Source organism: Sphingomonas sp. Leaf32, assembly GCF_001421765.1.
In the GTDB taxonomy this organism is placed as follows: Bacteria; Pseudomonadota; Alphaproteobacteria; order Sphingomonadales; family Sphingomonadaceae; genus Sphingomonas.
The window spans coordinates 231,950-252,788 of sequence record NZ_LMLA01000001.1; the positions used below are offsets into that span (position 1 = coordinate 231,950).

Consider the following 20,839-nt stretch of genomic DNA (forward strand, 5'->3'; position numbering starts at 1 on the left):
ACACGCCCTGCCCATGACCAACGCCGCCGCCCCCGCCGCGCCTGCGACTGCCCGCGCCGAACTGGCCGCGACGCTGCGCCTCGCCGCACCGCTGGTCGGCGCGAACCTGTTGCAGATGGCGGTCTACGCCGTCGACGTGGTGTTCGTCGCGCGGCTGGGCGAGGTCGAGCTCGCCGCCGCCACCCTGGGCGTCTATGTCTACAGCGTCATCCTGTTCGCGCTGTCGGGGCTGGTCGGTGCCGCCGCGCCGATCATCGCCGCCGAACTGGGCCAGCGCCGCCATGCCGTGCGCGAGGTCCGCCGGTCCTTCCGCACGGCCGCATGGATCGCGGTGCTGGGCAGCATCCCCTTCATGGCGCTGATGGCGCACGGCGAATCGCTGCTGCTGCTCGCCGGACAGGATGCGCGGGTCGCGGCGCGGGCCGATGCGTTCCTCGACATCCTGCTATGGGCGATGATCCCGGCGCTGACCGGCACCGTCATGCGGATCACCGCGTCGGCGCTCGGCCGGCCCGGCTGGGCGATGGCGATCACCGCGCTCGGCCTTGGCGTCTCGGTGTTCGTCAACTGGCTACTGGTGTTCGGCAATCTCGGCTTTCCGGCACTGGGGCTGGAGGGGTCGGCGATCGCCAGCCTCACGACCGCCACAGCGATGATGCTCGCCTATGCCGCCGTGCTGGTCGTCGACCGCCGGCTGCGGCGGTTCCGCCTGTTCGGCAACTGGTGGCGCGGCGAAGGAAGCCGGCTGCGCCAAATTTTCGTGCTGGGCCTGCCGATCGCCGCGACGATGACGTTCGAAGGCGCGCTGTTCTCCGCCGCAGGCTTCCTGATGGGGCGCATCGGCGTCCCGCAAGTCGCCGCGCACGCCATCGCGCTGCAGATCGCCGCCTTCCTGTTCCAAGTGCCGTTCGGCATCGCGCAGGCCGCGACGATCCGAGTCGGACTGGCCTATGGCGCGCGCGACCGCCTCTGGATCGCGCGGGCGGGCTGGTCGGCGCTGGCGGTCGGCACCGGCTTCATGGGGGTTACCGCGCTGACCTTGTGGCTGTTCCCGCGCGCTTTCCTGTCGGTCTATGTCGATGTCGACGCACCGGCCAATGCGGCGATGATCGCGCTGGCGCTGCAATATCTCGCAATCGCCGCCATCTTTCAGCTGGCCGACGGCGCACAGGCGGTGGCGGCAGGCGTATTGCGCGGCGTGCAGGATACGCGGGTGCCGATGGTCATCGCGCTGGTCGGCTATTGGACGGTCGGCTTCACCGTGTCGGTCGCGCTGGGGTTCTGGACGCCGCTTGCCGGGGTCGGGGTATGGATCGGTCTCGCCTTCGGGTTGCTGGTCGTGGCGGTGCTGCTGGTCGATCGCTGGCGCCGGCGGGAGAAACTGGGGCTGGTTCGGCCCGTCTGACGCGGGCCACGCTCCGACATCAAAATTGTTCCCCGACGCCTTGACGCTTGGGCGGTGCCTCCACATATCCCGGGCGCTGGCACTCCCCCCGGGTGAGTGCCAAGACATGTTCCGTTATCGTAAAAAGGGAATCGCGCATGAACTTCCGTCCGCTGCACGACCGCGTGCTCGTCCGCCGCGTCGAAGCCGAAGAGAAGACGCTCGGCGGGATCATCATCCCCGACACCGCCAAGGAAAAGCCGCAGGAAGGCGAAGTCGTCGCCGCCGGCGCCGGTGCCAAGAACGACAAGGGCGAAGTTTCGCCGCTCGACGTCAAGGCCGGCGACCGCATCCTGTTCGGCAAATGGTCGGGCACCGAGGTGAAGGTGAACGGCGAAGACCTGCTCATCATGAAGGAATCGGACATCCTCGGCATCGTTGGCTGAGCGACCGATTCTGATCCGGTCGCACTTGCGTGGCGAGTGTGACTTTTGTGAACTTTGACATCTGGAAAGGGTAGCCATCATGGCAGCCAAGGACGTAAAATTCGGTCGTGACGCCCGCGAACGCATCCTGCGCGGCGTCGACATCCTCGCCGACGCGGTGAAGGTCACGCTGGGGCCGAAGGGCCGCAACGTCGTGATCGACAAGTCGTTCGGCGCGCCCCGCATCACCAAGGACGGTGTGTCGGTCGCCAAGGAAATCGAACTGAAGGACAAGTTCGAGAACATGGGCGCGCAGATGGTGCGCGAAGTGGCCTCGAAGACCAACGACATCGCGGGCGACGGCACCACCACCGCCACCGTGCTGGCGCAGGCGATCGTCCGCGAAGGCATGAAGTCGGTCGCCGCCGGCATGAACCCGATGGACCTGAAGCGCGGCATCGACATCGCCGTGACCAAGGTGGTCGAGGACATCAAGGCGCGCTCGAAGCCCGTTTCGGGCACCAACGAGATCGCCCAGGTCGGCATCATCTCGGCCAATGGTGACCGTGAAGTCGGCGAGAAGATCGCCGAAGCCATGGAAAAGGTCGGCAAGGAAGGCGTCATCACCGTCGAGGAGGCCAAGGGCCTCGAATTCGAGCTGGACGTCGTCGAAGGCATGCAGTTCGACCGCGGCTACCTGTCGCCCTATTTCATCACCAACCCGGAAAAGATGCAGGTCGAACTCAACGACCCGTACATCCTGATCCACGAGAAGAAGCTGTCGTCGCTGCAGGCGATGCTGCCGATCCTCGAAGCGGTAGTGCAGTCGGGCCGTCCGCTACTCATCATCGCCGAGGACATCGAAGGCGAAGCGCTGGCGACCCTCGTCGTCAACAAGCTGCGCGGCGGCCTGAAGGTCGCGGCGGTCAAGGCACCGGGCTTCGGCGATCGTCGCAAGGCGATGCTGGAAGACATCGCGATCCTGACCAAGGGCGAAGTAATCTCGGAAGACCTCGGCATCAAGCTCGAGACCGTGACCCTCGGGATGCTCGGCACCGCCAAGCGCGTGACGATCGACAAGGACAACACCACCATCGTCGATGGCGCCGGTGATGCCGAAGCGATCAAGGGCCGGACCGACGCAATCCGTCAGCAGATCGACGTCACCTCGTCGGACTATGACCGTGAAAAGCTGCAGGAGCGTCTGGCGAAGCTCGCCGGTGGCGTCGCGGTCATCAAGGTCGGCGGTGCGACCGAGGTCGAGGTCAAGGAGCGCAAGGACCGCGTCGACGACGCCCTGCACGCGACCCGCGCAGCCGTCGAAGAAGGCATCGTCCCCGGCGGCGGCACCGCGCTGCTGTACGCGACCAAGGCGCTCGAAGGCGTGACCGGCGTGAACGACGACCAGACGCGCGGCGTCGACATCGTCCGCAAGTCGCTGACCTCGCTGGTGCGTCAGATCGCGCAGAATGCCGGCCATGACGGCGCGGTCGTGTCGGGCAAGCTGCTCGACCAGACCGACACCTCGTTCGGCTTCAACGCATCGACCGACGTGTACGAGAACCTCGTCGCCGCCGGCGTGATCGACCCGACCAAGGTCGTCCGCACCGCGCTGCAGAACGCGGCATCGGTCGCCGGCCTGCTCATCACCACCGAAGCGACCGTTTCGGAACTGCCCGACGACAAGGGTCCGGCAATGCCGGCCGGCGGCGGCATGGGCGGCATGGGCGGCATGGACTTCTGATTTTCGACCGGGGCAGGGAAACCTGCCCCGGACAGAAAATCGGAACGGCCGGCGCCCTTTCGGGGCGACCGACGGGCGGCGGCTTTGCCGTCGCCGGTTCAAGCACAAACGAAAAGGCCGGAAGGGAACACCCCTCCCGGCCTTTTTCGCGCTCAACGACCATCGCCTAGCCCAGCCGAAACACCTGCTCCGCGACCCCATCCGCGCCGGCCACCGTTTCGACCCACGCGAACCCGGCATGGCGCAGCACCGCGATCGAGCGGTGGTTGCTTGCCATCACCGAAGCAAAGACCGGCCGCTTACCGACCATGTCGAGGAACGCCACGACGGCACGGCTGGCAACGCCCTGCCCCCAGTGCGGGCGCCCGATCCAATAGGCGATCTCGCGCTGCCCTTCGCGGGCGAAGGTGGAGACATAGCCCGCCGTGACGCCGTCGACCTCGACGGTTCGGACCGCGCAGTCGCTCCGGGCAAGAATTCGCTGCCAGTGCGCATCGAACGCCGGTCGCGACCGTGACACGAACCCCGCCATCGCCGCAGCGACCGGATCACTTTGATGGGCGTAGAAGACCGGCAGATCGTCGGCAGCGACGAAGCGAAGCCGGACCTCGGTCGGCACGACTACCTCGCCGGCTTCCAAACCTGCGTCTGGCAGAAGAACGCGATGCAACCCTGCACCTTCAGCGACCCGTCGGCATTCTTCGAGACGATCGACTTGTAGCTCTTGCCATTGCGCGGGTCGTAGATCCGCCCGCGCCAGTCGCTGCCGACATCGGCAAAGCCCGAGAGGATCGGCATTCCCAGGATCGGTCGCGACCGCAGCGCGGGATCGCTGTTGTTGACGTCGGTCGTCGGTGCGCCGGGTGCCGCCTTGATGATGCGGACCAGCCGCCCGCACACCTTGTCACCGCAGCGCGCGACCTCGATCACGCCCGCCCCGTCCTCGGTCAGATAGCGACCCGCGATCGGCGTCGCGGCGATGGCCGGTGACGCGACCGCTACCGCCGCGATCGCCAGCGCGTGCCGCATCACTTGAAATTGTCCGCATAGGCCTGCAGCTTCAGCGTGCGCTCGGGCGCCGGCACGACATGGAACGCGATCCCCTCACGCGCCGCATAGTCGGTGGCGGCGTCGAGCGACGGAAACTTCAGCTTCACCTGCTCGCGCGTGTCGCCCGACCCGGCCCAGCCGGTCAGCGGGTCGGCCTGTTTTGGCTCGGCCGGTTCGAACTCCAGCATCCAGGTATGCGTCTTGGCGCGACCCGACTGCATCGCGTTCTTGGGAATCTGATAGATACGGGCGTTGGGCATGGCGGTAACCTTGTAAGCGATCGCTTGTTCCCGTCCTGCATAGCAAAGCCGGCGCGGCTTGCCAGCAGAGTCGCACTGCTGCCCCATGCGAATCACCTTCTGCGGCACCGGTCGCCCGATGCGTAGGCAAGTTTTTCACGAATGCCGTCGCATATCCCAGCATTTCCGCCGCGATCCTCCATTATTGCATTTGCGATTTATTATCATTAAGGCGCGCTTTAGGGTTGTTTCTCCTAGCAAAACGCCGTAAAGCCCCGCGCGTCGCGGCAGGACCGCGTCCGACTTGCTACGGAGAGAGACGTCTTGGCTCGCAAGAAGATCGCGCTGATCGGCGCTGGTAACATCGGCGGGACCCTCGCCCACCTCGCCGCCCTCAAGGGGCTGGGCGACATCGTTCTGTTCGACGTCGTCGACGGCGTGCCGCAGGGCAAGGCGCTCGACCTGTCGCAGTGCGGACCGGTCGAAGGGTTCGACGCGACGATCACCGGCACGAACGACTATGCCGACATCGCGGGCGCGGACGTCATCATCGTCACCGCCGGAGTCGCCCGCAAGCCGGGCATGAGCCGCGACGACCTGCTCGGCATCAACCTGAAGGTGATGAAGGCCGTCGGCGAGGGCATCAAAAACAACGCCCCCGACGCGTTCGTCATCTGCATCACCAACCCGCTCGACGCGATGGTGTGGGCGCTGCGCGAATTCAGCGGCCTGCCCCACAATAAGGTCGTCGGCATGGCCGGCGTGCTCGACAGCGCACGCTTCAGCCATTTCCTGGCGGACGAGTTCAAGGTGTCGGTGAAGGACGTCAACAGCTTCGTGCTGGGCGGGCATGGCGACACGATGGTCCCGGTCCTCGAATATTCGACCGTCAGCGGCATTCCGGTCACCGACCTGATCGAGATGGGCATGTCGACCAAGGAGCGCGTCGACGCGATCGTCAAGCGCACCCGCGGCGGCGGCGGCGAGATCGTCGGCCTGCTCAAGACCGGTTCGGCCTTCTACGCGCCCGCGACCAGCGGCATCGCGATGGCCGAAGCCTATCTGTACGACCAGAAGCGCGTCCTGCCCTGCGCCGCCTATCTGTCGGGTGAATATGGCATCGACGACCTGTATGTCGGCGTGCCCGTCGTGATCGGTACCGGCGGCGTCGAGAAGATCGTCGAAGTGAAGCTGGGCGACGAAGCCAAGGCGAACCTCGGCGTGTCGGTCGATGCGGTCAAGGAGCTGCTGGTCGCCTGCAAGGGGATCGACGAGAGCCTGGCGTAAGCTTGGTGAGCTACGACCTCCTCGTATTTGACCCCAGCGTCGCTCCTAGGGAACGTGCTGCATTCATGCAGTGGTTTGAGGCGCAGACGGATTGGAGCGAAGGCGAGGGAACGGTCGAAGCACTGCCCGAGGCTTTGCGGCACTGGCATCAGGCCATGCTTCCGGCATGGCCTGATATGCAGGAAGTCGAGGATGATCGGATCGATGATCCGCACGTAACCGGATACAGCCTTGGTGCCAACGTGATCTACGTCGACTTCCGCTGGTCCGTTGCCAACGAAGCCTATGAAACGGTTCGTCGGCTAGCGATCGAGCATCGGGTCGGTTTCTACGATGTGAGCGGAGACGAAGGGGACGGAGAAATCTATTTCCCCGGCGACGAACCCAACCCTCCCTCCGGTGGTGCGTGGCGTCAGATCGCCGATCAGTTCAAATCGCTTGAGGATACGCCCGCGACGCCGAAGGCGAGCTGGCTTAATATATTTCGGAGAACGCAATGAGCATCCTCGTCAACAAAAACACCAAGGTCATCACCCAGGGGATGACCGGCGAAACCGGCAGCTTCCATACTAAGGCGGCGCTGGAGTATGGCACGCAGATGGTCGGCGGCGTGACGCCGGGCAAGGGCGGGACCGAGCATCTGGGCCTGCCGGTCTACAACACCGTCGCCGAAGCCAAGTCGAAGACCGGTGCCGACGCCTCGGTCATCTACGTTCCGCCGCCCTTCGCCGCCGATTCGATCCTCGAGGCGATCGACGCCGAAATCCCGCTGATCGTCGCGATCACCGAAGGCATTCCGGTGCTGGACATGGTCAAGGTAAAGCGCGCACTGTCGGGTTCGAAGTCGCGGCTGATCGGCCCGAACTGCCCCGGTGTGCTGACGCCGGGCGAGTGCAAGATCGGCATCATGCCGGGTTCGATCTTCAAGCAGGGTTCGGTCGGCGTCGTCTCGCGCTCGGGCACGCTGACCTATGAGGCGGTGTTCCAGACCTCAAACGCGGGCCTGGGGCAAACCACCGCCGTCGGCATCGGTGGCGATCCGGTCAACGGCACCAACTTCATCGACGTGCTCGAACTGTTCCTCGCCGACGACGCCACCCAGTCGATCATCATGATCGGCGAGATCGGCGGCGATGCGGAAGAACAGGCCGCGCAGTTCCTGATCGACGAAGCCAAGCGCGGCCGCAGCAAGCCGATGGCCGGCTTCATCGCGGGCCGCACCGCCCCTCCGGGCCGTCGCATGGGCCACGCCGGCGCGATCGTGTCGGGCGGCAAGGGCGACGCGGAAAGCAAAATCGCAGCGATGGAAGCAGCGGGCATCAAGGTCGCGGCCTCGCCCAGCGAACTCGGCTCGACGCTGCTCGAAGTGCTGAACGGCTGAAGGTGACTTGCCCCGTGCGCGGAACCGCACGGGGCATCGCCCGGTTCGACCGGGCACAAGCGGACAGGAAACGACCATGGGCTACGAAGGCCAGGATTTCGACATCGCCGCCGGCGTCAGCCCGGCATTCGTGGAAACGCTCTATGGTCGCTACCGCGAGGACCCCTCGTCGGTCGATGCCGGCTGGCGTCAGTGGTTCGACGGACTGGAGGGTGCGACGCAGCATCCCAGCTGGCAGAGCAAGCGCTGGCCGCTGACCGAAACCGACGCGCTGACCGCCGCGCTCGATCCGACGCAGATGGAGCCGGCGCCGAAGCCGGCCAAGGGCGGCAAGCCCGCCCCGACCGCCGCTGCGCCCGCGCCCAAGGTCGACGTGGCAAAGGCCGCTGGTGACGCGATCCGCGCCCAGCTGCTGATCCGCACCTATCGCGTGCGCGGACACCTTGCCGCCAATCTCGATCCGCTGGGCCTTGCTCAGCGCGAGATGCCCGAGGATCTGAAGACCGAATATTACGGCTTTTCCGACGCGGAGATCGACACTCCGGTCTATCTGGGCGGGACGCTCGGCCTCGAATGGGCAACCGTGCGCGAGATCGTCGACATCCTGCGTGCCAATTACTGCGGCAATGTCGGCCTCGAATATATGCACATCGCGGACGTGGAGGAGCGCAAGTTCCTGCAGGACCGGATGGAAGGCCGCGACAAGGCGATCCAGTTCAGCCCCGAAGGCAAACGGGCGATCCTCGCCAAGGTCATCGAGGCGGAGCAGTGGGAGAAGTTCCTCGGCCGCAAATATGTCGGCACAAAGCGCTTTGGCCTCGACGGCGGTGAATCGATGATCCCCGCGCTCGAAGCTGTCATCAAGTACGGCGGCCAGCTCGGTGTGCGCGAGATCGTGTACGGCATGGCGCATCGTGGCCGCCTGAACGTGCTGACCAACGTGATGGCCAAACCGTTCCGCGTGCTGTTCCACGAATTCGCCGGCGGCAGCGCCAATCCGGACGATATCGGCGGGTCGGGCGACGTGAAGTACCACCTCGGTACCTCGACCGACCGCAGCTTCGACGACGTGTCGGTGCATATGTCGCTGGTCGCGAACCCCAGCCATCTCGAAGCGGTCAACCCGGTCGTGCTGGGCAAGGTGCGTGCGCAACAGACCTTCCGCGGCGACCTGGAAAAGCACGAGCAGGTGCTGCCCGTCCTGATCCATGGCGACGCGGCATTCGCGGGCCAGGGGATCGTGTGGGAATGCCTCGGCTTCTCCGGCATCCGTGGCTACAATACCGGCGGCTGCGTCCACTTCATCATCAACAACCAGGTCGGCTTCACCACCAGCCCGCAGTTCGCGCGCTCGTCGCCCTATCCGTCGGACGTGGCGAAGGGCGTGCAGGCGCCGATCTTCCACGTCAACGGCGACGATCCCGAGGCGGTGACCTTCGCCACCAAGATGGCGATCGAGTTCCGCCAGCAGTTCAAGCGCGACATCGTCATCGACATGTGGTGCTATCGCCGCTTCGGCCATAACGAAGGCGACGAGCCGTCCTTCACCCAGCCGCTGATGTACGCCAAGATCAAGGGCCATCCCGGCGTCAGCGAAATCTATGGCAAGCGGTTGGCAGAAGAAGGCGTGATCGACGGCGAATTCGCCGCCGCCAAGACCGCCGAGTTCACCCAGCTGCTGGAAGGCGAGTTCGAGAACGCCAAGAGCTACAAGCCCAACCGCGCCGACTGGTTCGCCGGTCGCTGGTCGGGCCTGCACGCGCCGATGGACCCGGAAGGCTCGCGCCGGTCGGTCGACACCGGCATCGAACAGAAGCTGTTCGATTCGCTCGGCCGCACGCTGACGACCGTTCCCAACGACCTGCAGGTCCACAAGACGCTGACCCGTGTGCTCGATGCCAAGCGTGGCATGTTCACCGGCGGCGAAGGCTTCGACTGGGCAACGGCCGAGGCGCTGGCGTTCGGTTCGTTGCTGTCCGAAGGGTTCGGCGTGCGCCTGTCGGGACAGGATTCAGGTCGCGGCACCTTCTCGCAGCGCCACGCGGTGTGGGTCGACCAGAGCGACGAACACAAGTTCGTGCCGCTTCAGACGATCGAGCATGGAAGCTTCGAGGTGCTCGACAGCCCGCTGTCCGAATATGGCGTGCTGGGCTTCGAGTACGGCTATGCGCTGGCCGATCCGAAGGCGCTGGTCATCTGGGAAGCGCAGTTCGGCGATTTCGCCAACGGCGCGCAGATCATGATTGACCAGTTCATCGCCGCGGGCGAGGCCAAGTGGCTGCGCGCCAACGGCCTCGTGCTGATGCTGCCGCACGGCTATGAAGGCCAGGGTCCCGAGCATAGCTCGGCGCGTCTGGAGCGGTTCCTGCAACTGTGCGCGGGCGACAATATGCAGGTCGCCAACGTCACTTCGCCGGCCAACCTGTTCCACCTGCTGCGCCGGCAGATGCATCGCAACTTCCGCAAGCCCCTCGTCATCATGACGCCTAAGTCGCTGCTGCGGCACAAGATGGCGGTGTCGAAGACCGAGGACTTCCTGCCGGGTACGCACTTCAAGCGGCTGCTGTCCGATCCGTCGGCCCCGGCGGATGCGAACACGACGCGGCTGGTGCTGTGTTCGGGCAAGGTCGCGTTCGACCTGATCGAAGCGCGCGATGCCGCTGGCGACACGTCGACGCAGATCGTCCGGGTGGAACAGATCTATCCGTTCCCGTCGGACGCGCTGGTCGCGCGGCTTCGCAACCTGCCGAACCTGACCGATGTGGTCTGGGCGCAGGAGGAGCCGAAGAACAACGGTTCGTGGTTCCTCGTCGAACCGCTGATCGAGGAGGCGCTGGCCGAGGCCGGTTCGCAGGTTCCGCGCGCCCGCTATGCCGGTCGCGCGGCGGCGGCATCGCCCGCCACCGGCCTGATGAAGCGCCACCAGGCCGAACAGGGCGCGCTGGTCGCCGATGCGCTCGGCCACAATGTCCGCGACGAAATCCGCCGCACCCGTCAGGCCGAGGGCGAACGCGCCACCGGCAAGGCCGCATCCTAACCGTGTTATTACCCCCGACACGGGGGAGATGAGGAAGATCCGATGGCAACCGAAGTTCTGGTCCCCACGCTGGGCGAATCGATCACCGAAGCGACGCTGGGCGAATGGTTGAAGAAGCCCGGTGAGGCGGTCGCCGCCGACGAACCGATCGCTTCGCTCGAAACCGACAAGGTGTCGGTCGAAGTGCCGTCGCCGGTCGCGGGCGTCATGGGCGCGCACGCCGTGCAGCCGGGCGACACCGTGTCGGTCGGCGCGATGATCGCGACGATCGAATCGGGCGATGGTGTCGCCGCCGCCCCGAAGGCGGAAGCGCCGAAGGCAGACGCCGCACCGGCGCCCGCCGCCGCCCCTGCCCCTGCCCCTGCCCCTGCCCCTGCCCCTGCCGCCGCGCAGCAGGCCCCGGCCGGCGACGCCAATGTCGACGCCGCCGCGCTGTCGCCGTCGGTGCGCCGCGCGATCCTCGAGCACGGCGTCGACCCGGCGAAGGTCAAGGGCACCGGCCGCGACGGCCGCATCACCAAGGAAGACGTGGTCGCCGCCGCAGGTGACAAGTCGGCCGCCGCCGCGCCCGCCGCTGCCGCACCCGCCGCCGCCCCGGCCGCTGCCACTGCGTCGACGCGGGGCGAAGAGCGCGTGAAGATGACGCGCCTGCGTCAGACGATCGCCCGCCGCCTGAAGGAAGCGCAGGATACCGCCGCGCTACTCACCACCTTCAACGACGTCGACATGACGGCGGTGATCGAGGCGCGCGCCAAGTACAAGGACCTGTTCGAGAAGAAGCACGGCGTCCGTCTGGGTTTCATGGGCTTCTTCGTGAAGGCCGCGACGATGGCCCTGAAGGACATCCCGTCGGTCAACGCGTCGATCGAGGGCGATGAGATCGTCTATCGCGACTATGCCGACATCTCGGTCGCCGTGTCGGCACCGGGCGGCCTGGTCGTCCCCGTCATCCGCGACGCCGACAAGCTGTCGGTCGCGGGCGTCGAAAAGACGATCGGCGACTTCGGCAAGCGCGCCAAGGACGGCACGCTGAAGATGGACGAGATGAAGGGCGGCACCTTTACCATCTCGAACGGTGGCGTGTTCGGGTCGCTGATGTCGACCCCGATCATCAACCCGCCGCAGTCGGCGGTGCTGGGCCTGCACCGGATCGAGGAACGCCCGGTGGTGCGCGATGGACAGGTCGTGGTACGCCCGATGATGTACCTGGCACTCAGCTACGACCATCGCCTGATCGACGGTCGCGAAGCGGTGACCTTCCTCGTCGCGCTCAAGAACGCGATCGAGGACCCGACGCGCCTGCTGATCGACCTGTAAGGGACGGACGAACACCGATGGGCATGGTGATCTATCTGCGTCGGGCCGGCGATGCCGACATCGACCGGCTGGTCGCCGACCCATCGGTGTTCGAGGATTTCCTGTTCGAGGAAGGGGTCGAGAATCTCGACTTCCTCGACCTTGGCGAAGCGTGGCATGCGCTGCATTATCTGCTGACCGGATCGGCCGACGACGTCGGGCATACGCTTGGGATCATCATCGCCGCGCTCCCTGAACTGGGTGCCGACGAGAATGGCGAGGGCGGGATCGGCCTGATCGCGCCGCCGCTGATGCAAGCGTTCGCCGACGCGCTCGACAGGACGGACGACGCGACCCTTGCCCGCCGTTTCGATGCCAAGGCGATGGCGAAGGCCGATGTCTATCTGGCCGATACCTTCGGCAGCGCGGATGCACTTGATTATGTGATGCAGGGCATTCCCGCCCTGCGCCAGTTTGCGGCACAATGCCGCCGTACCGGCGACGGCGCGATCCGCGTGATCGCCCACAACGACTAGGACGGGATAGAGACTAATGGCTGATTATGACTTCGACGTCCTCGTGATCGGTGCCGGGCCCGGCGGCTATGTCGCGGCGATCCGCGCGGCACAGCTGGGGCTGAAGACCGCGTGCGCCGAGGGTCGCGCGACGCTGGGCGGCACGTGCCTGAACGTCGGGTGCATCCCGTCCAAGGCGCTGCTGCACGCGTCCGAGCTGTACGAGGAAGCGACCGGCGGCCACCTCGCCAAGTTCGGCGTCGAGATTCAGGGCGCGACGCTCAACCTCGACCAGATGCATGCCGAAAAGGCCAAGGCGGTCGGCGAGCTGACCGGCGGGATCGAATATCTGTTCAAGAAGAACAAGGTCGAATGGCTGAAGGGCTATGCCGCGTTCGAGAACGACAACACGGTCAAGGTCGGCGACCGCACCGTCACCGCGCGCGACATCGTGATCGCGACCGGGTCCAGCGTGATGCCGCTGCCGGGCGTGCAGGTCGACAATGACGCGCATGTCATCGTCGATTCGACCGGTGCGCTGGCGCTTCCCAAGGTCCCTGAGCATCTGGTGGTGATCGGCGGCGGCGTGATCGGCCTCGAACTCGGCAGCGTGTGGCGTCGCCTGGGCGCCAAGGTCACCGTGGTCGAATATGCCGACCAGATTCTGCCCGGCTTCGACGGCGAGGTCCGCAAGGAATCGGCCAAGCTGTTCAAGAAGCAGGGCATGGACCTCAAGACCTCGACCAAGGTCACCGGCGCGTCGGTCGATGGCGGCACCGCCACGCTGACCGTCGAACCGGCGGCGGGTGGCGAAGCGACCACGATCACCGCCGATGCGGTGCTGGTGTCGATCGGCCGCCGCGCGAATACCGAAGGGCTGGCGCTCGACAAGGCAGGCTTGGCAGTCAACCAGCGCGGACAGGTCGATATCGACGACGAGTTCCGCACCAAGGTCGACGGCATCTGGGCGATCGGCGACGTGGTTCACGGACCGATGCTGGCGCACAAGGCCGAGGACGAGGGCGTTGCCGTCGCCGAATTCATCGCCGGCCAGACCGGCATCGTGAACCACGACGTCATCCCGTCGGTCGTCTACACCATGCCCGAAATTGCCGGCGTCGGCCTGACCGAGGAAGCCGCGAAGGAAAAGGGCGAGATCAAGGTTGGCAAGTTCCCCTTCGCCGCCAACAGCCGCGCCAAGACCAACCGCGACACCGACGGGTTCGTGAAGGTCATCGCGGACGCAAAGACCGACCGCGTGGTCGGCGTATGGATCGTCTCGAGCCTTGCCGGCACGATGATCGCGCAGGCCGCGCAGGCGATGGAATTCGGCGCGACCAGCGAGGACATTGCCTATACCTGCCACGCGCACCCGACCCATGCCGAGGCGCTGAAGGAAGCCGCCATGGCGGTGCAGGGCAAGCCGATCCACATCTGATCGGACGGCGTTCACCGACATTCGTGGGGCGGGGCATGGCGACATGCTCCGCCCTTGTCGTGTCCGGGCGGTGCCGGTCGATGTGGTTAGGAAGTTGTAAAATCTTGTCCTCTACGCTCACCGCCAGGAATTCGATGGGGTGGCAAGCGTGAACGCATTCGGACGGCGCAGCGGATTGGGCGGATCGGGCGGCAGGCCCTCCTTCGGGGTCGCCCGCCCGATGCAGGGATCGGGACCGGCGCGTCCATCCGATCTGGACGGCGCGACGCAATTCCCGCCGCTGGCCCAGATACCGCTGCCCGGCGGTGAATCCGAACCGATGCCCGGCGAACAGGCCAGCACGATGCCGCAGGGGGTGGGCGACGCGATGCAGCGCCTCGCCGAACGGCAGGCCCTGTCGGGGGAAGCCGGCAACAGCCGGGTCGAGGGGTTCGAAACGTCGATCCACCGGATCAAGGAACAGGTGCTGCCCCGCCTGCTCGAACGGGTCGACCCCGAAGCCGCCGCGACGCTGACCAAGGACGAACTGGCCGAGGAATTCCGCCCGATCGTGGGGGAAGTGTTGGCCGAACTGAAACTGACGCTCAACCGGCGCGAACAGTTCGCGCTGGAAAAGGTGCTGGTCGACGAATTGCTGGGCCTGGGGCCGCTCGAGGAACTGCTGGCCGATCCGGCGATCAGCGACATCATGGTCAACGGCCCCGAACAGACCTTCGTCGAACGCAAGGGCAAGCTGGAACTCGCCAACATCAATTTCCGCGACGAGGAGCATCTGTTCCAGATCGCGCAGCGCATCTGCAACTCAGTCGGCCGCCGCGTCGACCAGACCACGCCGCTGGCCGACGCCCGGTTGAAGGACGGCAGCCGCGTCAACGTGATCGTGCCGCCACTCAGCCTCAAGGGCACCGCGATCTCGATCCGTAAGTTTTCGGCCAAGCCGATCACCATCGACATGATGGCGGGCTTCGGGTCAATGAGCACCAAGATGGCGACCGCGCTGAAGGTCGCCGGGGCCAGCCGCTTCAACATCGTGATTTCCGGCGGCACCGGTTCGGGCAAGACGACGATGCTCAACGCCCTGTCGAAGATGATCGACCCGGGCGAGCGCGTGCTGACGATCGAGGACGCCGCCGAACTACGCCTGCAACAGCCGCACTGGCTGCCGCTCGAAACCCGTCCGCCCAACCTGGAGGGGCAAGGCGAGATCACCATCCGCGACCTGGTGAAGAACGCGCTGCGTATGCGCCCGGACCGGATCATCCTGGGCGAAATCCGCGGCAGCGAATGTTTCGATCTGCTGGCGGCAATGAACACCGGCCACGATGGATCGATGGCGACGCTCCACTCCAACTCCCCGCGCGAATGCCTCGCGCGTATGGAGAACATGGTGATGATGTCGGACATCAAGGTGCCAAAGGAAGCGATCAGCCGCCAGATCGCCGATTCGGTCGACCTGATCGTGCAGGTGAAGCGCCTGCGCGACGGGTCGCGTCGCGTGACCAACATTACCGAGGTGATCGGGATGGAAGGGCCGGTGATCGTCACCCAGGAACTGTTCAAGTTCGAATATCTGGACGAAAGCGCCGACGGCAAGATTATCGGCGAATACCGCTCGATGGGAATGCGACCCTATACGCTGGACAAGGCCAAGCAATATGGCTTCGACCAAGCGTTGCTGGAGGCATGCCTGTAGCATCAGGCACTTGGTCGTCCTACAGTCGCGCGGTGACCGTCCGCCTGTTCCTTGCGCTGCTGCTGTGCGCGCCCATCACCGCCCATGCGCAGGGGCAGCTCGCCGCCGATGCGGAGGCGCGCTGGGTCCCCTTCACGCTGACCGCCGCCAACCATCTGCGCTTCGCGATGACCATCGACGGGGTGGAGGCACAGGGGTTGCTCGACACCGGCCTGAACCACAGCGCGGTCAGCCGCGAGTTCGCGCGGCGGGCGAAGCTGACCATCGATACGAAGGATGCCGCCTCGGGCGTCGCGCTGGGCGGCGCGATCCGGGTCGACTGGGCAGCGACGAAGACGATCGCGTTCGGGGCGCTCCGCCGCAGCGGCGGACGCGTCGCGGTGATCGACCTGCCCAAATTGCTCGCCAGCGCGTCGGGCGATGCCGAAATCCTGGTCGGCACCGACCTGATCGCGCCCAACGCGATCGACATCGACTTCACGAATCGCCGCTTTCGCCTGTTGCCGAGTGGGCGGATGCCGTTTGCCGGCACCCGCGTACCGATGACGTTGCAGGCCGGCAGCGGCCTGTATCTGACCGAAGCGACGCTGGGGAAGCACCGCGTCCGCCCGCTGCTGGTCGACACCGGCGACGGCGGGTCGCTCAGCATCGCTCGCAACCAATGGCGCGCGGCCGGGATCAAGGGGGCACGCGTCACCTCGACCATCGCCTTCGGCGCGGGCGGGGTCGTCGATGCCGGACTGACCGTGACCAACAAGGTGACGTTGGGCGACATACCGACCGGGCCGATCGAACTCAGGATCGAAGGCGATGGCGGCTTCACCAAGCAGGTCCGTGTCGCCGGGCGGATCGGCACCGGCCTGCTTCTGCGCTACCGCGTTCTGCTCGATCCTGCCGCCGGGCAGATGGTGGTGGCACCCAACCCCACCGCCCCGCCGCCACCGCTGAAATCCACCAGCGGGCTGTTGCTCGGCTATGACCGTGCCCGGCTACGCGTACTACACGTCATGTCGGGCGGGCCGGCGGCCAGGGCCGGGTGGAAGACCGACGAACTGATCTGCACCGTTGACGGCAAGCCGGTCTCCCTGACTCCCGATGGTGGGGTCGATGTCCGCTGGGGCACCGATGCGCCGGGCCGGGTGGTGAAGCTGGCGCTGTGCGACGGAACGGAACGGTCGCTGACGCTGGCAAGTTTTTATTGACGGCACCCCTCGGCCCGAACCGTCGCCCCAGCGAAGGCTGGGGCCTCGAGCGACTCCTGTCCCGCCCCATTACCACGAGATCCCAGCCTTCGCTGAGATGACGCTGGTGGTTAGTCTCAAGGACGTTCCGCTATTTCAGCGCCATCGCCACGCTGAACACCGCCAGCAGCACCGCGATCAACTGCACCAGCGTCCACGGCACCCAGCCAACCCGGTCGGGATTGCGGCGCAGCGTACGGCGGCGTTCCGCCAGTACCGACACCGCAAACAGCATCGCCGCCACGCCCGCGATCGTCCATAACAGCCTGTGTGCGTCGTCCACCCGTTCCTCCCGTCAGGAGTTTTCCCATGCGTCGAACCGCCCTGTTCCTGCCAGCGCTAAGTGCCGCACTGGTGGCCCTCACCCCCGCCCCGGCGCAGGCGCCGCGCGACCCCCTGGCCGGCGCGATCGCGTCGCCGCTGCGCAGCCCGGCCAACGTCGCGCGTGACCGCTATCGCAACCCGGCCGAAACGCTGGCGTTCTTCGGCGTCAAACCGACCGACACGGTGGTGGAGATCTGGCCGGGCAATGGCTGGTACACCGAGATCCTCGCGCCGATGCTGCGCGAAAAGGGTCGCTATATCGCCGCCGGCCCCCTGCCGCGTACCGCCGAGATGCTGACGAAGCTGCAATCTCGCGACGGGGCGGCGTTCGGCAAGGTACAGGCGGTCGCTTTCCCGACCGAGGCCGGGCAGGCCGGCGTGCCCGACGGCGTGGCGGACAAGGTGCTGACCTTCCGCAACGTCCATAACTGGCGCTTCGGCGGCGCGGACCGGGCACAGGCCGCGTTCGCTGCGATGTTCCGCATGTTGAAGTCAGGCGGCGTGCTAGGCGTCGTCGAACACCGCCTGCCCGAGGGACGCGATGCCGCCGCCGAGGAAAAATCGGGCTATATGAAGGAAAGCTCGGTCATCGCCTTCGCGACGAAGGCCGGGTTCAAGCTGGCCGGACGATCGAACGTGAACGCCAATCCCAAGGACACCGCCGATTGGCCGCAAGGGGTGTGGACGCTGCCGCCGACCTATCGGCTGGGCGATACCGACCGCGCGAAATATGCCGCGATCGGCGAGAGCGACCGGATGACACTGCGGTTCGTGAAGCCGAAGTGAGGGTTCGGGGAGGGGGCTGAAGCGCCCTCACCCAACCGACCCCGTTTGGTCGAGCAGCTTTGAGCCAAACGTGGCGTATGAGGCGGAAGGCGACGGGGGTCGCCCCCACCTCACCCCAGCTTGTCGACCTTGTCCTGCAACCGGGCGAGTTCGGCACGCAGCGCAGCCATTTCGTCGGTCTTGGCCGGCGTCTCGGCCGTGCCCGTCGTCGCGGATGCCGGCGTTGCGGTGGTTCCCGGTGCCCCGGCCGCGCCCGGTTTGAACGCATGTGCCGCCGCTTCGAACATCGCGAGGTTGCGCTTGGCGATCTCGGCGAAGGGCGAATGAGCGAACGCACCCTCAACCGCGGTCTTGAACTGTTCCTGGTTGCGGCGGAAACTGTCCATAGACGCTTCCAAATAGCCCGGCACCATCGCCTGCATCGAATCGCCGTACAGCGTGATGAGCTGGCGCAGGAAGCTGACCGGCAGCAGCGTCTGCCCCCGGCTTTCCTCCTCCATGATGATCTGCGTCAGCACGTTGTGCGTGATGTCGTCGTCGGTCTTCGCATCGACCACCTTGAAGTCGCGATGCTCGCGCGTCATCGCCGCCAGATGTTCGAGCGTGATGTAGGATGACGTCTCGGTGTTATAGAGCCGGCGATTGGCGTATTTCTTGATGATGACGGGGCTGCCGTCGGCCGCTGCCTTCTTCATGGGAAAAACCTTTGCGCGAAAGATGACAGGATGGGTACACCGCTTGATACCGCGCCGCAACACGGGCCGCGCCCGCTACCGCTCTTTCTCTCGATGCTGCGCAGCGAAACGTTGAACGACCCCGACCGGCGGGCCAGCGCGCTCGCCGGATTGCGGGCCTATCAGAATGCCTCGCGCCTGCCGCGCTCCCTTGCCCCGGACGCGATCGCCCGCGACGGGCGCATCGGCTTGCGCGATTATGGTGGCACCGGGCGGCCGGTGGTAGTCATCCCGTCGCTCATCAATCCGCCCTTCGTCCTCGACCTTGCGCCCGACAATTCGCTGCTGCGCTGGCTGGCGGCGCAGGGGTTGCGCGTGCTGCTGGTCGACTGGGGCACGCCGACGCCCGAGGATTCGGCGATGGACCTGGGCGACCATGCACGGGCGGTGGCGCGGCTGTGCGCTACGCTCGACGAACCGCCGTTGCTGGTCGGCTACTGCCTGGGCGGGACCATCGCCCTCGCTACCGCAGCGTTCGCGCCTGTCGCCGGAATTGCGCTGATCGCGACGCCGTGGCGCTTCGACGGGTTCGGAGATGCGGGGCGCGCCGCCATCGCCGACGTGTGGACCGCGGCACAGCCTACCGCCGAGCATCTGGGCGTACTGCCGATGGAATTGCTGCAGTCGATGTTCTGGCAGATCGACCCCGCGCGCACCGTGGACAAGTTCGTCCGGTTCGCCGGTCTCGACCCTGCTGACCCGGCGGCACAGGCGTTCATCGCGCTGGAGGATTGGGCCAATGGCGGCGCGCCGATCCCTTATGCTGCGGGCCGCGAATTGTTCGACGACCTGTTCGATGCCGACCTGCCCGGTCGCGAACGCTGGACCGTTGGCGACCAGGTCGTATCGCCTCGCCCGCCGGTGCCGATGGTCGAGTTCGTCGCACAGAACGACCGCATCGTGCCGGCGGCCAGCGCGATCGGCCTGTCCGACCAGCGGATCGTGCCCGCCGGCCATGTCGGGATGATCGTCGGCCGGCGGGGCCGTAGCGTCCTGTGGGAACCGCTTGGACGCTGGCTAAGCGACGTTCCCCGCACTAGATAGCGCCCAAACCCTTGAGGAGAAGGATTGCCCATGTCCGAAGTCGTGATCGTTGCCGCCAAGCGTACGCCTGTTGGTAGTTTCCTGGGTGCCTTTGCCGCCGTGCCCGCGCATGAATTGGGCCGGCAGGCGATCGCCGCCGCGCTGGACCAGGCCGGTGTCGCGCCGGAGGACGTGTCGGAGGTGATCCTGGGCCAGGTGCTGACCGCCGGCCATGGCCAGAACCCGGCGCGCCAGGCGTCGATGGCGGCGGGCCTTCCCAAGGAAGTGCCGGCATGGGGCATCAACCAGGTCTGCGGATCGGGCCTGCGCGCCGTGGCGCTCGCGGCGCAGGCGATCCAGACCGGCGACGCGACGATCGTGGTGGCCGGCGGACAGGAGAGCATGTCACTCGCCGCGCACGCGGTACAACTGCGTTCGGGCACGAAGATGGGCGACGGCACGATGGTCGACACCATGATTAAAGACGGCCTGACCGACGTCTTCAACGGCTATCACATGGGCATCACCGCCGAAAATCTGGCGGCGCAATATGAACTGACCCGCAGCGAGCAGGACGAATTCGCCGTCCGTTCGCAGAACCGCGCCGAGGCAGCCCGTAGCGAAGGCCGCTTCGCCGAGGAAATCGCCCCCGTGACGATCAAGGGCCGCAAGGGCGATACGGTCGTCGATCAGGACGAATATATCCGCGCCGGCGCGACCATCGACGGCGTGTCTGGCCTGCGTCCCGCCTTCAAGAAGGACGGCACGGTGACCGCCGCCAACGCGTCGGGCCTGAACGACGGTGCCGCCGCGCTGGTCGTGATGTCGGCCGACGAAGCCGCGAAGCGCGGGCTGGAACCGCTGGCGACGATCAGGAGCTGGGCGACCGCCGGCGTCGACCCGTCGATCATGGGTATCGGCCCCGTTCCCGCCTCGCGCCGCGCACTGGAAAAGGCGGGCTGGAGCGTCGACGACCTCGATCTGGTCGAAGCCAACGAAGCCTTTGCCGCACAGGCGCTGGCGGTCGGCAAGGACATGGGCTGGACCGCCGACAAGGTGAACGTCAACGGCGGCGCGATCGCGATCGGCCACCCGATCGGCGCATCGGGCGCGCGCGTGCTGACCACGCTGCTCTACGAGATGAAGCGCCGTGACGCGAAAAAGGGCCTGGCGACGCTGTGCATCGGCGGTGGCATGGGCATTGCGATGTGCTTGGAGCGCTGAAGCGATTGTAACGGAATG

Annotated in this window: 20 protein-coding genes; 15 read left to right on the plus strand and 5 right to left on the minus strand. The window is 66.3% G+C overall.

From position 1 onward, the window contains the following. Positions 1–13: 13 nt before the first annotated feature. The 3 genes from ASE83_RS01065 (at position 14) to groL (ending at position 3,553) form a co-directional block, all read left to right on the plus strand. The gene (locus ASE83_RS01065; RefSeq protein WP_055787109.1) at positions 14–1,405 is read left to right on the plus strand and encodes an MATE family efflux transporter; all 1,392 of its coding nucleotides are present in this window, start codon (positions 14–16) and stop codon (positions 1,403–1,405) included. A gap of 137 nt (positions 1,406–1,542) precedes the next feature. Continuing rightward, the gene (gene groES / locus ASE83_RS01070) at positions 1,543–1,830 is read left to right on the plus strand and encodes a co-chaperone GroES (protein ID WP_055757672.1); all 288 of its coding nucleotides are present in this window, start codon (positions 1,543–1,545) and stop codon (positions 1,828–1,830) included. 79 nt (positions 1,831–1,909) lie between these two features. Then, positions 1,910–3,553 carry a chaperonin GroEL gene (gene groL, locus ASE83_RS01075; RefSeq protein ID WP_055787107.1) on the plus strand — a complete coding sequence of 548 codons (1,644 nt, stop codon included), beginning with the start codon at positions 1,910–1,912 and terminating at the stop codon, positions 3,551–3,553. 166 nt (positions 3,554–3,719) lie between these two features. Here groL and ASE83_RS01080 read toward each other — a convergent pair whose 3' ends face one another. The 3 genes from ASE83_RS01080 to ASE83_RS01090 are packed head-to-tail and all read right to left on the minus strand — an operon-like array spanning position 3,720 to position 4,863. Next, positions 3,720–4,172 (minus strand): GNAT family N-acetyltransferase, encoded by a 453-nt coding sequence (locus ASE83_RS01080; RefSeq protein WP_162236601.1) that lies wholly within the window; start codon positions 4,170–4,172, stop codon positions 3,720–3,722. 2 nt (positions 4,173–4,174) lie between these two features. Further along, on the minus strand, positions 4,175–4,582 hold the full coding sequence (locus ASE83_RS01085) for a DUF2147 domain-containing protein (RefSeq protein ID WP_055787102.1): 408 nt from the start codon (positions 4,580–4,582) through the stop codon (positions 4,175–4,177). Then, a complete protein-coding gene (locus ASE83_RS01090) occupies positions 4,582–4,863 on the minus strand; it encodes an ETC complex I subunit (RefSeq protein ID WP_055787099.1) in 282 nt (93 codons plus the stop codon). Before ASE83_RS01090 ends, ASE83_RS01085 begins: the two co-directional genes overlap by 1 nt. A gap of 303 nt (positions 4,864–5,166) precedes the next feature. Here ASE83_RS01090 and mdh point away from each other — a divergent pair, with 303 nt between their 5' ends. The 9 genes from mdh (at position 5,167) to ASE83_RS01135 (ending at position 16,691) form a co-directional block, all read left to right on the plus strand. After that, on the plus strand, positions 5,167–6,129 hold the full coding sequence (gene mdh, locus ASE83_RS01095) for a malate dehydrogenase (protein ID WP_055787097.1): 963 nt from the start codon (positions 5,167–5,169) through the stop codon (positions 6,127–6,129). A gap of 5 nt (positions 6,130–6,134) precedes the next feature. Then, a complete protein-coding gene (locus tag ASE83_RS01100) occupies positions 6,135–6,629 on the plus strand; it encodes a hypothetical protein (RefSeq protein ID WP_200921851.1) in 495 nt (164 codons plus the stop codon). Then, complete coding sequence (gene sucD, locus ASE83_RS01105; protein WP_055787094.1) at positions 6,626–7,510, plus strand: succinate--CoA ligase subunit alpha; 885 nt, start codon at positions 6,626–6,628, stop codon at positions 7,508–7,510. The genes ASE83_RS01100 and sucD overlap by 4 nt, the downstream gene beginning before the upstream one ends. 76 nt (positions 7,511–7,586) lie before the next feature. Beyond that, positions 7,587–10,547: a 2-oxoglutarate dehydrogenase E1 component gene (locus tag ASE83_RS01110; RefSeq protein WP_082443217.1), complete on the plus strand. Its 2,961-nt coding sequence runs from the start codon at positions 7,587–7,589 to the stop codon at positions 10,545–10,547. Positions 10,548–10,589: 42 nt separating this feature from the next. Continuing rightward, positions 10,590–11,864 (plus strand): 2-oxoglutarate dehydrogenase complex dihydrolipoyllysine-residue succinyltransferase, encoded by a 1,275-nt coding sequence (gene odhB / locus ASE83_RS01115; RefSeq protein WP_055787091.1) that lies wholly within the window; start codon positions 10,590–10,592, stop codon positions 11,862–11,864. 17 nt (positions 11,865–11,881) lie between these two features. Continuing rightward, positions 11,882–12,379, plus strand: a complete 498-nt coding sequence (locus tag ASE83_RS01120; protein WP_055787087.1) for a YfbM family protein — start codon at positions 11,882–11,884, stop codon at positions 12,377–12,379. 16 nt (positions 12,380–12,395) lie between these two features. After that, positions 12,396–13,796 carry a dihydrolipoyl dehydrogenase gene (lpdA, locus tag ASE83_RS01125; RefSeq protein ID WP_055787084.1) on the plus strand — a complete coding sequence of 467 codons (1,401 nt, stop codon included), beginning with the start codon at positions 12,396–12,398 and terminating at the stop codon, positions 13,794–13,796. Between the two features lie 148 nt (positions 13,797–13,944). Beyond that, positions 13,945–15,489, plus strand: coding sequence for a CpaF family protein (locus ASE83_RS01130; protein WP_235513166.1), 1,545 nt, complete (start codon positions 13,945–13,947; stop codon positions 15,487–15,489). Continuing rightward, positions 15,480–16,691: an aspartyl protease family protein gene (locus ASE83_RS01135; RefSeq protein WP_082443216.1), complete on the plus strand. Its 1,212-nt coding sequence runs from the start codon at positions 15,480–15,482 to the stop codon at positions 16,689–16,691. The genes ASE83_RS01130 and ASE83_RS01135 overlap by 10 nt, the downstream gene beginning before the upstream one ends. Positions 16,692–16,821: 130 nt before the next feature. On the opposite strand, the gene ASE83_RS01140 is transcribed toward ASE83_RS01135, so the two are convergent. Next, on the minus strand, positions 16,822–17,013 hold the full coding sequence (locus ASE83_RS01140; protein ID WP_055787080.1) for a hypothetical protein: 192 nt from the start codon (positions 17,011–17,013) through the stop codon (positions 16,822–16,824). A gap of 26 nt (positions 17,014–17,039) precedes the next feature. Between ASE83_RS01140 and ASE83_RS01145 the strand changes: the two genes are divergently transcribed. Beyond that, positions 17,040–17,840, plus strand: a complete 801-nt coding sequence (locus ASE83_RS01145; RefSeq protein ID WP_055787077.1) for a class I SAM-dependent methyltransferase — start codon at positions 17,040–17,042, stop codon at positions 17,838–17,840. Between the two features lie 110 nt (positions 17,841–17,950). On the opposite strand, the gene phaR is transcribed toward ASE83_RS01145, so the two are convergent. After that, positions 17,951–18,535: a polyhydroxyalkanoate synthesis repressor PhaR gene (gene phaR / locus ASE83_RS01150; RefSeq protein WP_055787075.1), complete on the minus strand. Its 585-nt coding sequence runs from the start codon at positions 18,533–18,535 to the stop codon at positions 17,951–17,953. A 30-nt stretch (positions 18,536–18,565) separates the two neighbouring features. On the opposite strand from phaR, the gene ASE83_RS01155 reads away from it, so the two are divergent. Together ASE83_RS01155 and ASE83_RS01160 are read left to right on the plus strand one after the other, a co-directional pair. Further along, positions 18,566–19,618, plus strand: a complete 1,053-nt coding sequence (locus ASE83_RS01155) for an alpha/beta fold hydrolase (RefSeq protein ID WP_235513165.1) — start codon at positions 18,566–18,568, stop codon at positions 19,616–19,618. Between the two features lie 30 nt (positions 19,619–19,648). Continuing rightward, positions 19,649–20,821: an acetyl-CoA C-acetyltransferase gene (locus ASE83_RS01160; protein WP_055787069.1), complete on the plus strand. Its 1,173-nt coding sequence runs from the start codon at positions 19,649–19,651 to the stop codon at positions 20,819–20,821. The last annotated feature ends 18 nt before the right edge of the window (positions 20,822–20,839 follow it).

What these genes read in the sequence shown, in the direction of transcription:
- phaR (WP_055787075.1), bottom strand. Translation starts at nt 18,535, where the DNA reads ATGAAGAAGGCAGCGGCCGACGGCAGCCCCGTCATCATCAAGAAATAC.
- ASE83_RS01135 (WP_082443216.1), top strand. Translation starts at nt 15,480, where the DNA reads ATGCCTGTAGCATCAGGCACTTGGTCGTCCTACAGTCGCGCGGTGACC.
- groL (WP_055787107.1), top strand. Translation starts at nt 1,910, where the DNA reads ATGGCAGCCAAGGACGTAAAATTCGGTCGTGACGCCCGCGAACGCATC.
- groES (WP_055757672.1), top strand. Translation starts at nt 1,543, where the DNA reads ATGAACTTCCGTCCGCTGCACGACCGCGTGCTCGTCCGCCGCGTCGAA.
- ASE83_RS01110 (WP_082443217.1), top strand. Translation starts at nt 7,587, where the DNA reads ATGGGCTACGAAGGCCAGGATTTCGACATCGCCGCCGGCGTCAGCCCG.
- ASE83_RS01090 (WP_055787099.1), bottom strand. Translation starts at nt 4,863, where the DNA reads ATGCCCAACGCCCGTATCTATCAGATTCCCAAGAACGCGATGCAGTCG.
- ASE83_RS01160 (WP_055787069.1), top strand. Translation starts at nt 19,649, where the DNA reads ATGTCCGAAGTCGTGATCGTTGCCGCCAAGCGTACGCCTGTTGGTAGT.
- ASE83_RS01155 (WP_235513165.1), top strand. Translation starts at nt 18,566, where the DNA reads ATGGGTACACCGCTTGATACCGCGCCGCAACACGGGCCGCGCCCGCTA.
- lpdA (WP_055787084.1), top strand. Translation starts at nt 12,396, where the DNA reads ATGGCTGATTATGACTTCGACGTCCTCGTGATCGGTGCCGGGCCCGGC.
- ASE83_RS01145 (WP_055787077.1), top strand. Translation starts at nt 17,040, where the DNA reads ATGCGTCGAACCGCCCTGTTCCTGCCAGCGCTAAGTGCCGCACTGGTG.
- sucD (WP_055787094.1), top strand. Translation starts at nt 6,626, where the DNA reads ATGAGCATCCTCGTCAACAAAAACACCAAGGTCATCACCCAGGGGATG.
- ASE83_RS01085 (WP_055787102.1), bottom strand. Translation starts at nt 4,582, where the DNA reads ATGCGGCACGCGCTGGCGATCGCGGCGGTAGCGGTCGCGTCACCGGCC.
- ASE83_RS01065 (WP_055787109.1), top strand. Translation starts at nt 14, where the DNA reads ATGACCAACGCCGCCGCCCCCGCCGCGCCTGCGACTGCCCGCGCCGAA.
- odhB (WP_055787091.1), top strand. Translation starts at nt 10,590, where the DNA reads ATGGCAACCGAAGTTCTGGTCCCCACGCTGGGCGAATCGATCACCGAA.
- ASE83_RS01120 (WP_055787087.1), top strand. Translation starts at nt 11,882, where the DNA reads ATGGGCATGGTGATCTATCTGCGTCGGGCCGGCGATGCCGACATCGAC.